Source organism: Sphingomonas floccifaciens (assembly GCF_042681125.1).
Lineage (GTDB): Bacteria > Pseudomonadota > Alphaproteobacteria > Sphingomonadales > Sphingomonadaceae > Sphingomonas > Sphingomonas floccifaciens.
Genome location: NZ_JBHUFC010000002.1, coordinates 738,810 through 753,495, shown reverse-complemented (window position 1 = coordinate 753,495; position 14,686 = coordinate 738,810). Strand labels below are relative to the sequence as shown.

General features: G+C 66.1%; 9 protein-coding genes and 1 pseudogene. 6 read left to right on the top strand and 4 right to left on the bottom strand.

What is annotated here, in order from left to right:
* Positions 1 to 265: 265 nt before the first annotated feature.
* The gene (locus ACFSC3_RS06320) at positions 266 to 1,072 is read right to left on the bottom strand and encodes an HpcH/HpaI aldolase/citrate lyase family protein (protein WP_380939541.1); all 807 of its coding nucleotides are present in this window, start codon (positions 1,070 to 1,072) and stop codon (positions 266 to 268) included.
* A gap of 103 nt (positions 1,073 to 1,175) precedes the next feature.
* On the opposite strand from ACFSC3_RS06320, the pseudogene ACFSC3_RS06315 reads away from it, so the two are divergent.
* The 6 genes and pseudogenes from ACFSC3_RS06315 to ACFSC3_RS06290 all read left to right on the top strand — a co-directional run.
* A pseudogene (locus ACFSC3_RS06315) lies at positions 1,176 to 1,316 on the top strand (SPFH domain-containing protein); the annotation flags it as partial.
* Positions 1,317 to 1,808: 492 nt separating this feature from the next.
* Entirely contained in the window at positions 1,809 to 2,522 is a 714-nt protein-coding gene (locus ACFSC3_RS06310) for a murein L,D-transpeptidase catalytic domain family protein (protein WP_380939540.1), read from the top strand.
* A gap of 197 nt (positions 2,523 to 2,719) precedes the next feature.
* Entirely contained in the window at positions 2,720 to 3,223 is a 504-nt protein-coding gene (locus tag ACFSC3_RS06305; protein ID WP_380939539.1) for a CinA family protein, read from the top strand.
* A complete protein-coding gene (locus ACFSC3_RS06300) occupies positions 3,181 to 5,277 on the top strand; it encodes an NAD(+) synthase (RefSeq protein WP_380939538.1) in 2,097 nt (698 codons plus the stop codon). The genes ACFSC3_RS06305 and ACFSC3_RS06300 overlap by 43 nt, the downstream gene beginning before the upstream one ends.
* Positions 5,278 to 5,500: 223 nt before the next feature.
* Positions 5,501 to 6,802 carry a pectate lyase gene (locus tag ACFSC3_RS06295; RefSeq protein WP_380939537.1) on the top strand — a complete coding sequence of 434 codons (1,302 nt, stop codon included), beginning with the start codon at positions 5,501 to 5,503 and terminating at the stop codon, positions 6,800 to 6,802.
* A 127-nt stretch (positions 6,803 to 6,929) separates the two neighbouring features.
* Complete coding sequence (locus tag ACFSC3_RS06290; protein ID WP_380939536.1) at positions 6,930 to 9,041, top strand: TonB-dependent receptor; 2,112 nt, start codon at positions 6,930 to 6,932, stop codon at positions 9,039 to 9,041.
* 92 nt (positions 9,042 to 9,133) lie between these two features.
* Here the strand turns inward: ACFSC3_RS06290 and ACFSC3_RS06285 are convergent, their stop codons facing one another.
* The 3 genes from ACFSC3_RS06285 to ACFSC3_RS06275 form a co-directional block, all read right to left on the bottom strand.
* Positions 9,134 to 10,036 carry a DUF4886 domain-containing protein gene (locus ACFSC3_RS06285; protein WP_380939535.1) on the bottom strand — a complete coding sequence of 301 codons (903 nt, stop codon included), beginning with the start codon at positions 10,034 to 10,036 and terminating at the stop codon, positions 9,134 to 9,136.
* Between the two features lies 1 nt (position 10,037).
* A complete protein-coding gene (locus tag ACFSC3_RS06280; RefSeq protein ID WP_380939534.1) occupies positions 10,038 to 13,142 on the bottom strand; it encodes a TonB-dependent receptor domain-containing protein in 3,105 nt (1,034 codons plus the stop codon).
* An 82-nt stretch (positions 13,143 to 13,224) separates the two neighbouring features.
* Positions 13,225 to 14,580 carry a dicarboxylate/amino acid:cation symporter gene (locus ACFSC3_RS06275; RefSeq protein ID WP_380939533.1) on the bottom strand — a complete coding sequence of 452 codons (1,356 nt, stop codon included), beginning with the start codon at positions 14,578 to 14,580 and terminating at the stop codon, positions 13,225 to 13,227.
* Positions 14,581 to 14,686: the final 106 nt, after the last annotated feature.

Sequence of the window (14,686 nt, the reverse complement as noted above, 5' to 3'; positions counted from 1 at the left end):
ACAAGCGGGGTGAATGGCGCTAGTCCTGTCGGTTCACTTCGTTTCCGTGGTGAGCGCTCGGACAGGAAGAAGGAAGATTTGGTTCACGCAAAGGCGCAAAGGCGCGAAGGGGTTCAAGCTGTTTGACGACGCTTCGAGCGCGTGAGCGCTCAGTGTCTGAAACACGAATTAAGCCGCTGACGTAGCAAAGGTGCGCTCTGCCCTCCGCTAAAGCCCTTCTTCTCTTAGCGCCTTTGCGCCTTTGCGTGAAAAATTCCTTCTGTCTTCAAACCCGCGCCAAAACCGCCCGCGCCTGATCGACGTGCATCCCCTCGATCATCCGGTCGCGGAAGCGTTCGGCGCCGCCGGTGAAGGCGGCGATCAGGGCCTGGGCTTCTTCGATCTCCCCGGCGGTCGGGCCGAAGGCGGTGTTGCAGGGATCGACCTGGGACGGGTGGATAAGCGTCTTGCCGTCGAAGCCGAGGTCGCGTCCCGCCCGGGCCTCCGTCGCAAAGCCGTCCGCGTCGGTCAGGCGGTTGAACACGCCGTCGAACGCCCAGGCGTCGTGCGCGCGGGCGGCGAGAACGATGGCTTGGAGGGCGTGTGATAGACACTCGCGCGGGGCGGTCGGCGGCAGGCGGAGGGCGGCGCGTAGGTCGTTGGTGCCGGCGATCAGGCCGACTACGCCGCTCTGGGCCGCGATTTCGGCCGCGGCGAGCACGCCGCGCGGCGTTTCGATCATAGCAAGCAGGGGCTTGCCGCTGGTCCGCGCGACCGACGCCGCATCCTGCGCGCGCTCGACCTTCGGCAGGACGATCAGGTCGGCCGTGGAATCGGCCACCGCCGCCACATCGGCGGCATGCTCTGCGCGGTCGACCATGTTGACCCGGATCGCGGCGAGCTTGCCCGCAAACCCCTCCCCCACCGACGTCACAGCCGCTTCACGCGCCGCCGCCTTAGCGTCATTGGCCACAGCGTCTTCTAGGTCGAGCAACACAGCATCCGCTGCTAGCGTCCGCGCCTTCGCGATCGCACGGGGGTTCGATGCGGGCAGGAACAGGAGCGAACGGGGCGCAAGGCGGGGTGTGGTCATGGGGTCCGCTTATGCTGCCCCTTGGCCCTCAACGGGAGTGGAAATCGCCCTTATGGAACTGACAATCACCGCCTTGGTCGCGCTGCTGATCGTCGTTTTCTAGCTGTTCGCGTCGATCAAGATCGTGCGGCAAGGTCATCAATATACGATCGAACATTTCGGCCGCTACACCACCACCGCGTCGCCGGGGTTCAACTCCTACCCCGACTTCTTCTACCGGGTCGGCCGCCGCGTGAACATGATGGCGAATGGATCGCCGCCGGCCCCGACGTGCCTGCCCGTACGCGCGTCCGGGTCACTGGCGTGCAGGACACCGTGCTGGTCGTCGAGGCCATAACCCTGCCGGAGAGCAAGTAGCGGGCCTGTCAGCTCGTCAGATGATCGCCGGTCTGTGACAGATCGCGCCCGCTGATCTCCAACGCGCGCGGTGCGGAGCGGTGAATCGGGGCCTGCCCAAGCCTAGGGCGTTCCGCTACCGAATCGATTGGCAGCCGCGCATGGAGCGGTCGGCTGAACCGTCTGGGGCGCAAATACCCCTTGGACACGCGGTTTCCCGCGATTTCCTTAGCCGCCGTGGAGAGTTAACCGCCGCATTTACCACCTCCGACCGCCGCCCCGCCGTTTTGCCGCGGGATGAGTTGAGCCAACCCCGCGACGGATCGCGGTCGGCAAGCACATGAAAAAGCAACCATTTACTGCTACATAGATCGCGGGGATCAACAATCAGGACCCGTGAATGGAGCATCTGCTCGCGCGTGCGGCCTCGCGTCGTGCGCTGTTGAAGACAGCATGTGTCGCCGGATCGATTGCGGTCGTGCCCGGCTGTGCTCAGCAGGCGGCGAAGGTCGCGACGCTGACTATGCCGCCGCCACCGCCCGTCCCGGTGCATGTCGCGCCGGCGCCCGTTGCCGTCGCAGCGACGCCCGCCGTTGCGCCGCCGGGCATCCGTGCCGCGCTGTTCGACCGGGCCCGCAACGCCCTCGACCGACATGGCAATGCGATCGCGCGCCGCGACCGCATCGCGCTTGCCGACTTCAGCAAATCATCGTCCAGCCCGCGGCTCCACCTGATCAATCTGCACGACGGGACCGTAACCTCGCTGCTGGTCGCGCACGGCAGTGGGTCCGACCCGGCGCACACCGGCTGGCTTCAGCGCTTCTCGAACGAAGTGAACAGCGAAGCGTCCTGCGAGGGCGCGTTCCTGACCAGCGACTATTATGTCGGCAAGCATGGCCGCTCACAGCGGCTGATCGGGTTGGACCCGACCAACAACAACGCCCTCGACCGCGCGATCGTCGTCCACGGTGCGTGGTATTCGAACGAAGACATGCTGGCGAAGCACGGCAAGCTCGGCCGCAGCCAGGGCTGTTTCGCGGTCGGCGAGACGACGCTGGCGACGGTGTTCGACCTGCTCGGCGAAGGCCGGATGATCTACGCCGCGAAGGTGTAACGGCATGATCCTCCCCTGCAAGGGGAGGTGGCGCGCGTAAGCGCGTTGGAGGGGTGTCACCCTATTCGGAAAGGGTGACACCCCTCCGTCAGGCCTTCGGCCTGCCACCTCCCCTTGCAGGGGAGGATTTTTGCACGGTTTCTTCGAGATAAACTGGCATCAAAGCGTCCGCCGGCCAACCGGCATAGGCTGGCGCCATGACCGAAACCCTGTCCCCCGCCCTCCCCGACCACATCGAGGACGCCGCTCGTCGCGTGCTGGAGAAGGCCAACGACGCCGGCCTGTCGCTCGCCACGGCCGAAAGCTGCACCGGCGGGCTGCTCGCCTCGCTCCTGACCGATGTCGAAGGCGTCTCGGGCGCGTTCGAGCGTGGCTATGTCGTCTATTCGAAGGACGCGAAGTGCGAATTGCTGCACATCGCGCGCGACATGGTCGAAAGCTGCGGGGCGGTCAGCCGAGACGTCGCGCTGGCGATGGCGGACGGAGCGCTGGCGGCGAGCCGCGCCGATGTGGCGCTGTCAATCACCGGCTTTGCGGGACCGGGCGGGCCGGACGACGAACCGGGTCTCGTCCATTTCGGCTGCGCCCGCACCGGCCGCGCGACCGATCATCGCGAGGAGCATTTCGGCGACATCGGACGCGGACCGACGCGTGTGAAATGCCTGGAAGTCGCGCTCCAGATGATCGAAAAGGCGCTGTGACCAGCAATCATCCCTTCTACTCGCATCAGGCGCAGGGCTTCGTCCGCGTCGGCGCCTGCACACCCATCGGAACGGTCGGCGATCCGGCGGCCAACGCCGCCGCCACCATCGCGCTCGCGCGGCAGGGGCATGAGCAGGGCTGCGACCTGCTCGTCTTTCCCGAACTCAACCTATCGTCCTATGCGATCGACGACTTGCACCTGCAGGACGCGCATGCCGCCGCGGTCGAGGCGGCGCTGACGGAGGTTACCGCTGCGAGCGCCGATCTGACCCCGGTGCTGCTGGTCGGCGCGGGTCTGCGGCGGAACGGGCGGCTCTATAATTGCGCGATCGCGATCCACCGCGGCCGCATCCTGGGCGTCGTGCCCAAGACCTACCTGCCGAACTACCGTGAATATTACGAGAAGCGCTGGTTCGCGCCGGGCGTCGGGCTGACCGGGCTCGACATCATCGTCGCCGGACAGACGGTGCCATTCGGCACCGATCTACTGTTCGCCGCCGACGATCTGCCCGACTTCATCGTCCATGCCGAGGTGTGCGAGGATTATTGGGCGCCCGCCCCGCCCTCGACCCAGGGGGCCTTGGCCGGCGCTCTGATCCTCGCCAACCTGTCCGCCTCCAACATCGTCATCGGCAAGGCGCGCGAGCGCGTGCTGCTGTGCGCGTCGCAGTCGGTGCGGACGGCGTCGGCCTATGTCTATTCGGCGTCGGGTCCCGGCGAGAGCACTACCGATCTCGCCTGGGACGGACAGGGCATGATCCTCGAACTCGGCGAGATGCTGGCGGAGAGCGGCCGCTTCGACCTCGCGACCGAGATCGTCGTCGCCGACGTCGACGTGCAACGGTTGCGACTGGAGCGGATGCGGACCGGCACGTTCAACGACTGCGCCGCCGCGCACGGGCACCCCGAGACGCGCTTCCGCAGGATCAGCTTCAGCCACACACCGGATTTCGCCGACCGCGGGCTGACGCGCGATATTCGCCGCTTCCCGTTCGTCCCCAATACGCCGTCGAAGCTCGACGAGGATTGCTACGAGGCGTTCAACATCCAGGTCGAGGGGCTGCGCAAGCGCCTGACGGCGACGGGGTCGAAGCACCTCGTCATCGGCGTATCGGGCGGACTCGACTCGACCCACGCGCTGATCGTCGCAGCCAAGGCGTTCGATCGCATGGGCCGCCCGCGCTCCGACATCCTCGGCTTCACCATGCCGGGCTTCGGGACGGGTGAAGCGACCAAGGGACAGGCCTGGGGCCTGATGAACGCCCTCGGCATCACCGGCGACGAGATCGATATTCGCCCCGCCGCGACCCAGATGCTGGCCGACATGGGCCATCCCTATGGCCGCGGCGAACCCGTATACGATGTGACGTTCGAGAATGTGCAGGCGGGATTGCGGACGGATTACCTCTTCCGCCTCGCCAATCAACGGCAGGGCATCGTGCTGGGCACCGGCGACCTCAGCGAACTCGCGCTTGGCTGGTGCACCTACGGCGTCGGCGATCATATGAGCCATTACGGCATCAACGCGGGCGTGCCGAAGACGCTGATCCAGTATCTGATCCGCTGGGCGGTCCGCATCGACCAGTTCGACGCGGAGACGAACGCGGTGCTGGAGGCGATCCTCGCGACTGAGATTTCGCCTGAACTGGTCCCCGCCGATGGCTCGGGCGCGATGCAGAGCACACAGGACCGGATCGGGCCGTATGAGCTCCACGACTTCTTCGCGCATTATGTCCTGCGTCACGGCCTGCCGCCGTCGAAGATCGCGTTTCTGGCCTGGCACGCGTGGCGCGATACCGACGCCGGGCGCTGGCCGATGGGCTTTCCGGAGGACGGGCGGAACGCCTATGATCTGGCGACCATCGCCAAGTGGCTGGAGGCGTTCGTGCGACGCTTCTTCCAGACGAGCCAGTTCAAGCGCTCTGCCCTCCCCAACGGCCCGAAGGTGTCGGCCGGCGGCGCAGTGAGTCCGCGCGGCGACTGGCGGGCGCCGTCGGACGGTACGACGGCGGTATGGCTGGACGAACTAAAGGCGAAGCTGCCGGCTCTTTGATCGATCTTCCCTAACGATCGTCATTCCGGCGAAAGCAGGAATCCAGTGTTTCTCCGCCCCGACCTTGTTGCTTGGCCCTGGATCCTGACTTCCGTCAGGATGACGGCTTCGAATGTCCTCACCGAAAATTGGTCCTAGCCCTTGCGGCATGACAAATGCGGAAGTTTATTGACACCGGTTTCCTGCCCGACCATCCTTCGACAAGATATTGGAGAGGCCCGTCATGATCCCGCTGTTCCTGCTCAGCCTCGCCGCCCCGCAGGCCGTCGTCGCCTTCCCCGGCGCAGAAGGCGCGGGCCGGTTCGCTCAAGGCGGACGCGGCGGCCGGGCCATCAAGGTCACCACGCTGGCCGACTCCGGCCCCGGCTCGCTGCGCGCCGCGGTGGAGGCGAAGGGGCCGCGGACGGTCGTGTTCGACATCTCCGGTACGATCGCGCTCGCATCCGAACTCAAGATCCGCGAACCGCGCATCACCATCGCCGGCCAGACCGCTCCGGGTGACGGCATCACCCTGCGCGACCACAGCCTGGTCGTCGCCGCCGACGACGTCGTCATCCGCTACATCCGCTCGCGCCTCGGCAATGTGTCGAAGAGCCAGGAGGATGCGATGACCGTCACCAAGGGGCGGCGGATCATCCTCGACCATGTCTCTGCCAGCTGGTCGATCGACGAGTCGCTGTCGGCGTCCGCCAACTACAAGGACCCGGACCAGGGCTGGTACGATCTGACCGTGCAATGGTCGATCATCGCCAATTCGCTGCGCAAATCGGGTCATGTGAAGGGCGAACACGGCTATGGCAGCCTGATCCGCGGCGGCCGCGGCGCGAAGGCGAGCTGGCATCACAACCTCTGGGCCAACCACATCGCCCGCATGCCGCGTCCGGGCAATTATGACGGACCGGATATCGATCCCGAAGGCGCGACCTTCGATTTCCGGTCGAACGTCTTCTACAATTGGGGTGGGTCGCACTCTGGGTACGACGCCGACAAGGCCGCGATCGTCCGGTATAATTTCATCGACAACGTCTATCTGCTCGGCCCCGACAGTAAGGGCGCGTTCGCCTTCGATGAGTCGAACGTACTGGCGAAGGGCTGGTTCGACGGGAATTCGATGGCAGGCACCAAGCCGGCCGACCAGATGACGCTGGTAACGGGCACGATCGCACCCGGCTGGAAGCTAGCCGGCCCGATCGACGTGGCCCCGGTTACTGCTGACGCGAAGCCGCTCGACGCCGTTCTCGCGCGGGCAGGCGCATCGAAGGCGCGCGACGCGATCGACGCCGCCGTCGTCGCGGGCGTCCGGTCGGGCGCGGGGCGAATCATCGACAGTCAGCACGATATGGGCGGCTGGCCGATGCTCCGGACGCGCGCGCCAGCGAAAGACAGCGACGGTGACGGCATGCCGGACGCGTGGGAACGCGCACACGGGCTCGACCCGCGCAAGGCCGAGGACGGCAACGCCGACCGCAACGGCAACGGCTGGACGAACCTGGAGGAATATCTCGACAGCCTGACACGGGGGTAAGGCCGGCGACCTGATCAACGAACCGCACGCCTGGCGGGACAAACCGCCGGGCCGCGTTCGTTTCGCGGTTGATACGTTGTAACGTAGCGCGTAACGGCGACGCGGAATTCACGTTCGAAAGGTCGTCATGTCCCGTTTCACTCTAGCCACCGCCCTTCCGCTCGTCCTCGCCGCGCCCGCGATGGCGCAGACCACGCCGACCGCCCGCAACGAAATTATCGTCACCGCCCCCGTGCTGACGAGTGAGCGCGACGTCCTGCAAGGCACGTCGGTCGTCACCGGCGAGGAACTGACCCGCGAACTCCGCTCGACGATCGGCGAGACGCTGGCGCGCCAACCCGGCGTGTCGGCGACTTCGTTTGGCCCCAATGCGTCGCGCCCGATCCTGCGCGGCTTCCAGGGTGAGCGCGTACGCGTGCTGACCGACGGCATCGGTTCGATCGACGTGTCGAACACGTCGGTGGATCACGCCGTGATCATCGACCCGTTGCTGGCAGAGCGGATCGAGGTGCTGCGCGGCCCCTCCGCCCTGCTCTTCGGATCGTCGGCGGTCGGTGGCGTTGTCAACGTCATCGACACGCGCATTCCGCGCCGGATGCCGGAGAACGGCTTCAAGGTTGATGGCCGTGCGACCTATGGCAGCGCTGCCGACGAACGATCGGGTGGCGCCGCCGGTGATGTGGCGCTGGGCGACAAGTTCGTGCTGCACGCGGATGGCTCGTATCTCAAGACCGGCGACATGCGCATCGGCCGTGGCTATCTGCTGAGCCCGGCCGCGCGCGCCGCCGCACTGTCGCAGGTCGGCCGCCCGCAGGATCCGGACGAAGACCCGATCGACTTCGCCGGCAGCGCGAACCTGCGCGGTCGCATCCCGAACACCGCCGCCGAGACATGGACGGCCGGCGTCGGCGCCTCTCTGATCACCGATAGCGGCATGCTCGGCATCTCCTACGGCCATTACGATAGCCTCTACGGCGTGCCGATCCGCTATGCGACCGAGGTCGGGCAGGAGCAGGAAGCGCCGCGTCTTGACGTCGTCCAGAACCGGTTTGACCTGCGTGCCGAGGTGCAGACCGGCGGCGGCTTCCTCGACCGTATCCGCCTGCGCGCCGGCCACGCCAATTATCGCCATTTTGAACTGGAGCCGAGCGGCGAGGTCGGAACCGCCTTCTACAACAAGGGGACCGAAGGGCGCCTCGAACTGGTTCAGGCGAAGCGCGGCGGCTGGCAGGGCGCGACCGGTGTCCAATATTACAACCGCGTCTTCCAGGCGGTCGGCGACGAAGCCTTTATTCCCAAGGCCGAGACCAATCAGGTCGGCCTGTTCACGCTCCAACAGTTCGACCTCGGCGGCGTCAGGGCGGAAGGCGGCCTGCGTTACGAGCTGACCGACCACGACACCCGCGTCGTCGCCGGCGACCAGCGCTTCTTCTCGGGCGCGCGCAAGTTCGAGACGCTGTCGGGCTCGCTCGGCGCGTCGGTCGAGATCGCGCCGGACGTGCGTATCGGCATCAACGGGTCGCGCACCGCCCGCGCTCCGTCGGCAGAGGAACTATTCGCCAATGGCCCGCATGCGGGCACCCAGGCCTATGAGCTGGGTAACGCCAATTTCCGCACCGAAAAGGCATGGGGGCTGGAGGCGACGCTGCACGCCCATGGCGACGGCTTCAGCTTCGACGCGTCGGCCTACCATAGCTGGTTCAGCAACTATATCTTCGAGAACCAGACGGATCAGGGTGTCTGCGAAGCCGCCGCCGCGCCTTCGGGACGCGACGTCGACCTGCCCTGCTTCGCCTATGCGCAGGCCGATGCGCGCTATTACGGGTTCGAGGCGGACGCGTCGTTCCGCGTCGCGCAGATCGGGTCCTATGCGGTCAACGCCGATGTGCTGGGCGATTATGTCCGCGCGACCGTTAAGAACAGCGGCCCGATCCCGCGCATCCCGCCGCTGCGCGTGCTCGGCGGGATCGAAGCGCAGGGACCGAGACTGACCGCGCGAGCGGAAGTCGAACATGTGTTCGAGCAGGACCGCATCGCCGCGTTCGAGACGCCGACCGATGGCTATACGCTGGTCAATGCGTCGCTGTCGTTCAAGCCGTTCGACAACGACCGTACGACGCTGATGCTGAGCGCGAACAACATCTTCGACCAGCTGACGCGCCGCCACACCAGCGTGCTGAAGGATTTCGCGCCGCTGTCGGGCCGCGACATCCGCGCGACGGTGCGGTTCGGCTTTTAAGCCTCCGTGCACCCGCGCAGGCGGGAGCCCAGGGCCACAGGCAGTCTCGCTCGTGGCCCTGGGCCCCCGCCTTCGCGGGGGCACCGACGGCTTTACCGTCGCCCTTCAGCCTGCAACGTCTCGTAAGCGATCCGCTGCAACGCGCTCGCCTGCGCATTCGACAGGCCAAGCTCGTCAGCGCCCCGCTCGTTCGGCCCCAACGTCCGCGGGTCGAGGCCGGTGATGCGGCCGAATACGGTCAGCGCTTCGAGATAATAGCCCGCCGTACTCCCGTGATATTGGTCGTAGGACCAGAGATCGAGCTGGCCGAAGGCGACGCCGTCATACGGGTTCGGGTCCGCCACGCCGGTGGAGAACGCCCGGTTCCATGCCAGGCCGACCGGGATGATCCCGTCGATGTCGCGCGAGGCCGCCTTGGCGCGCATCGCCGCGGTGAACAGGTCGTCGGCCATCTTGTTGACCGGCGTTCCCGACCAGGGGCTGCCGCTGCGCCAGACCTGGTCGGCGCGGCTCCAGGTCGGCATCAGGAACACCTCGGCATTGCGGTTCGCACGCGTGAACATTGCCGCGAGCGTGCCCGCGTCCCGGATATAGGCGGCCGGATCGCCAGGGCGCCGCCGGTCGAGCGTCGAATATTCCTGCAGCACGACCACGTCCCACGGCCGATTGAACCGCGCCGCGCGCTCGGTCAGGTGGAAGCCGAGCGACCGCCCGCCCTGCGTCTCCAGGCTGACCGCATAGTTCAGCCCGGCCTGTTCGGTGAACAGCTTGAACAGCGCCGGAACCCCGCCATAACCGTCGCCGTTCAGGTCGGTCACCGTCCCCGCGCGATAGTTTCGGACCGGCGAGTGCGCGCCTTGCGTGAAGCTGTTGCCGATGAACAGGATCGTGCGCGCAGGCGCCGCCGACGCCGGTCGCGCCGGCGGGGGCGCGACCTGGGCGGTGGCGGGGGTGGCAACCGCGACGGCCGCCAGGGCGAGAAGGACAGTCTTCACGTCAGAACCTCTTGCTGATTGTCGCGTAGAGATAGCGACCATAAGGCGAATAGAGCGAGCCAAGATAGCCGTCAGCCGTGATCGGCGGCTGAACGTCGAACAGGTTTCGCGCGCCGATGCGGAAACGGGTATCGTCGAGCACGCCGCCCTTGAACCGGTATTGCGCATAGAGGTTGACCGTCGCCTGCCCCTTCACGACGTACGGCTGGCCGTTGACGTCGAGGAACCCGGTGTCGTCGACGTCGGCCACATAGTTCACGAAGCCGCCGACCTGGAACCGCTTGAGGCTCCACGTCAGCGAACTGGTCAGCCGCCACTTCGGCCGGCCGCGCTGTTCGATCAGGTCGGTCGCATCGGTCAGCGGGGTCGCGGCGTTGATCGTACCGGCGGCGCGCGCATCGAACAGCTCGGTCACGCCCGGCGGCGTATCTCGGCTGAACTTTATCAGGTGCGCCGCATTCACCGACCAGTCGAACTTCCCGATGTCGGTGCGGACATTGTACAACAGGCCCAGATCCAGGCCCTCGACCGTCTGCGGCTGCAGGTTGGTGAATTGGTCGTTGATCTGGGTCACGACGCCAGCTGCAGCGAGGCCGGTCCCGGTGAAAAGCGGCGTATCGTCGGCCGTCACCGCGGCACGGATGACGTTCGGGTTCGACGATCCCTGCTGACGCAACAGATAGTCGAGCACAAGCGCGTTCTGCGGACCGAACTGACCCACGATCCCCTCCTGCCGGATCGACCAATAGTCCGCGGTGATCGTGAGCTTGCCGAGCTTGGGGTTGCCGAAGTCGGGTTGCAGGACGACGCCCGCCGACCAGTTGGTGCTTTCCTCCGGCTTCAGATCCGGGTTGCCGGCGATGAAGATCGAATAGCTGACGTTACGCCCGCACGCCCCGAAATTGGCGATCCGGCGGGCGCGCAGGTCGGCTTCGCAGCGGTAGAAGTCGGTGTTCGAGCCAAGCCGTGAATATTGCACCGTGTTGGTCTGTTCGAGGTTCGGCGCGCGGAAGCCCTGCGACCAAGACCCGCGGATGCGGAAGCCGTTGGTCAGGTCCCAGGCGGCAGCGATCTTGGGCTTCGCGACCGATCCGAAGTCGCTGTAATGCTCGTACCGCCCGGCAATCTGCAAATCGACACGCTGGACGAGCGGGATGTTCATCTCCGGCGAGATCACCGGCACCGCAAGTTCGGCGAAGGCCGAGAAGACGGTGCGCTGACCGCGCGTCGTCGGCGTCGGGCTGACCGCGGCGACGTTGGATAGATTGCGCTCGCCGGTCACCGAATCGACGAAATGGATCGTGCCGTTCAAATTGTCGTCGCGGATATCGGCCTGGGTCTCGCGTCGCCCCTCGATCCCGAACGCGACGCCCAGATTGCCGCCGGGGAGCGCCAGCAGATCGGCGCGCGACATCTTGAAATCGGCCAGTGCAAGCGTGGTCTTCGACCGGCGGGCAAGATCAAAGGTAAAGCTGTCGATGGTCGCCTGCGACGACGGCGTGCAATCCCCGAGCGACGGGCTGGCCGAACAGCCGCCGGAGAACGGGTTGTACGCGTCCGGGGTCGACAGCGACAACGCCTGTTGCAGCTTCGTCATGTTGATCGCGTTCGACACGTCGGTCGCCTGCGCTTCGGAATAAAGGATCGCGGTATCGAAATCGAAGCTGCCGATCTTGCCACGCGCACCACCCAGGAAGCGCGACTGCCAGTTATCGACGTTGACCCGCTGATAGCCGGCATCGACGAAGCGATAGGTCGACAGGCGCACCGGCAGGCCGGCGGCGGGGACGTTGGTCAGGCCGGACACGCGGTTCGGGTTTGCCGTCCCGTTGGCGAAAGTCACCGGCCCGAACGGGTTCCAATAGTTGGATGCCGGCACGACGATCGCGTTCAGGTTGATCGTCGGCGGCTGGATGCGCGTCGTACCGGCGCGGTAATAGCCGATCTCGGTATAGAGCGTCAGGCTGTCGCTGACGTCGTAATGCGCCGACAGGAAGCTGTTGAAGCGGTGGATCGACGGCGCGACGGTGGTGCCCGGCCGGGTGTCGAACCGCTCCGACCGCAAGGTCGAGGCGGTAGCGCGGGTTCCGCTGCCGAGGCAGGTTTCCGCGTTCAGCGTCACCGCACAGCCGGGGTTGAGGATCGACTGAGTGTGGAACGCGCCGGCCGATGACGTGAGCGCGGTATTGCCCGGATTGCGGCGGATCGTGCCAGGCCCGTTGACGACGGCGAGGTTGGCCCACGGGCTCTGCGTCGCACGGCCGTCAGCGGTCAGGTTGCCGGCGAAGCGGGGATCGTTCGCGAAATAGGGCAGCAGATTGTCCGTTGCGGTGTAATATTGGTCCTCCGCCAATTGCGCGGTGCGGCGGGTGTAGTCGGCGTAGACCGAGACATTGCCCTGCCCGCTGGCAAAATCGGTACCGAGCAGGCCAGTCGCCTGGAACTCGCGGCGATGCGTGCCCTCCGCGCCGCCATAGCGCAGGTCGACCTGCCCGCCGTTGACGTTGCCCTTGGTCACCGTGTTGACGACGCCTGCGACCGCATCCGCGCCGTAGATGGCTGCGGCGCCGTCGCGCAGGATCTCCAGGCGCTCGATCCCGGCGACCGGCAGGGCGTTCGAATTGAAGCCGAGCACCGGGACATTGCCGTCGCCGGCCTGGCTGGTGGGATGCTGGACCAGGCGGCGGCCGTTCAACAGCACCAGCGTGTTGCCGACGCCCAGGTTGCGCAGGTTGATCGAATTGACGTCGCCACGCGCCGCGTTCGACGTCTGCGGATTGTTCGCTTCGTTGAAGGTGACGTCACCGGCTTGTGGGATCGCGCGGAACAGTTCGTCGCCGCTGAGGGCGCCGGTCGCCTCGATCTGGTTGGCGTCGACGACCGTGACGGGCAGCGCGGCGGTGGTGCTGGCACCGCGGATCTGCGTGCCGACGACGACGATGTCCTGTTCGGTTTGCGCGGGGCTGTCCTCGTCCTGACTCGCGGCGATGCCGGGCACATTCTCCGGCGCGGTCTGCGGCGGGGTCGTCTGAGCGCTGGCGATGCCGGCGGTCACCAGCGCGAGCAGCGCCGAGCCCGCACGCAATGCGGCTGTCGTCTTGGTCATGATCTCTCCCTCGATTTATATTCTGTTTTGGTAGTCGGCAGTCGGTGATCGCCGGTCGGCGATAGGTAGTCGGTGATCGGGTTCAGGCGGCGGGCACGGTCACCAGCGCATCGTCTTCGTCGATCGTTTCGGCATCGGACACGCGGCGGTTGTTGAGCACCTCGTCCAGTCGCGCGCGGTCGAGCTTGCCTTCCCAGCGCGCGACCACGATCGCGGCGACCGCGTTACCGGTGAAGTTGGTGAGGCTGCGGCACTCGCTCATGAAGCGGTCGACGCCCAGTATCAGCGCCATGCCCGCGACCGGGACCGAGGGTACGATGCTGAGCGTCGCGGCCAGCGTGATGAAGCCCGCCCCGGTCACGCCCGCCGCGCCCTTCGACGACAGCATCGCGACACCCAGCAGCGCGGCCTGCTCGCCCCAGCTTAGGTCGATTCCCGTCGCCTGCGCGATGAACAGCGCCGCCAGTGTCATATAGATGTTGGTGCCGTCCAAGTTGAAGGAATAGCCGGTCGGGACGACCAGCCCGACGACACCCTTGTCGCAACCGGCGCGCTCCAGCTTTCCGATCAGGCTGGGCAATGCCGCTTCGGACGACGAGGTGCCCAGCACCAGCAGCAGTTCGGCCTTTAGATAGGCGATCAGCTTCAGGATCGAGAAACCGTGCAGCCACGCCACTGCGCCCAGGATGCCCAGCACGAAGATCAGCGAGGTCAGGTAGAAGGTCGCGACCAGCGCGCCGAGGTTCGCCAGGCTGGCAATTCCGTATTTGCCGATGGTGAACGCCATCGCCCCGAACGCACCGATCGGAGCGGCCTTCATCAGGATCCCGACCAGGCGGAAGACGACGAGCGTGACGCGCTCGAGAAAGTCGAAGACGGGTTCCGCCGGCTTGCCGACCAGGCTTAGCGAGATACCGAACAGGATGGCCACGAACAACGTCTGGAGGATCGATCCGTCGGTCAGTGCCGAGGGGATCGTCGTCGGAATGATGTCAAGCAGGAAGGCGATCAGCGACGTCTCTTCCGCCTTGTGCGCATAGTCGGCGATCGCCTTGCTATCCAGCGTGGCGGGATCGACGTTCATCCCCGCGCCGGGCTGGACGACGTTGGCGACGACCAGGCCGACGATCAGGGCCAGAGTCGAGAAGAAGAGGAAATAGGCGAAGGCCTTGCCTGCGACCCGGCCCACCGCGGTCAACTCGCGCATCCCGGCGATTCCGGTGACGACGGTCAGGAAGATGACCGGCGCGATCACCATCTTCACCAGCTTGATGAAGCCGTCGCCCAGCGGTTTGAGCGCCGCGCCCGTTTCGGGCCAGACGGCACCCAATGTCACGCCGAGCGCGATGGCGACGAGGACCTGGACGTAGAGATGGCGGTAAAAGGGGACCTTGCGGAGCGTCTCGGCGTCCGGTGAGCGGTCTGGAATCGCGATCATACATCCTCTCGACTGACGCGTGTCTGTGCACGGCGGCTCGTCACTAGGTGTATCGTGACCGGGAAAGCAGGCGCAAACCGATGCGTCAATACGCGTAACCTACTGA

Excerpts from the sequence above, each read along its gene's own strand:
- ACFSC3_RS06320 (WP_380939541.1), bottom strand. The coding sequence starts at position 1,072 with ATGACCACACCCCGCCTTGCGCCCCGTTCGCTCCTGTTCCTGCCCGCA.
- ACFSC3_RS06310 (WP_380939540.1), top strand. The coding sequence starts at position 1,809 with ATGGAGCATCTGCTCGCGCGTGCGGCCTCGCGTCGTGCGCTGTTGAAG.
- ACFSC3_RS06305 (WP_380939539.1), top strand. The coding sequence starts at position 2,720 with ATGACCGAAACCCTGTCCCCCGCCCTCCCCGACCACATCGAGGACGCC.
- ACFSC3_RS06300 (WP_380939538.1), top strand. The coding sequence starts at position 3,181 with ATGCCTGGAAGTCGCGCTCCAGATGATCGAAAAGGCGCTGTGACCAGC.
- ACFSC3_RS06295 (WP_380939537.1), top strand. The coding sequence starts at position 5,501 with ATGATCCCGCTGTTCCTGCTCAGCCTCGCCGCCCCGCAGGCCGTCGTC.
- ACFSC3_RS06290 (WP_380939536.1), top strand. The coding sequence starts at position 6,930 with ATGTCCCGTTTCACTCTAGCCACCGCCCTTCCGCTCGTCCTCGCCGCG.
- ACFSC3_RS06280 (WP_380939534.1), bottom strand. The coding sequence starts at position 13,142 with ATGACCAAGACGACAGCCGCATTGCGTGCGGGCTCGGCGCTGCTCGCG.
- ACFSC3_RS06275 (WP_380939533.1), bottom strand. The coding sequence starts at position 14,580 with ATGATCGCGATTCCAGACCGCTCACCGGACGCCGAGACGCTCCGCAAG.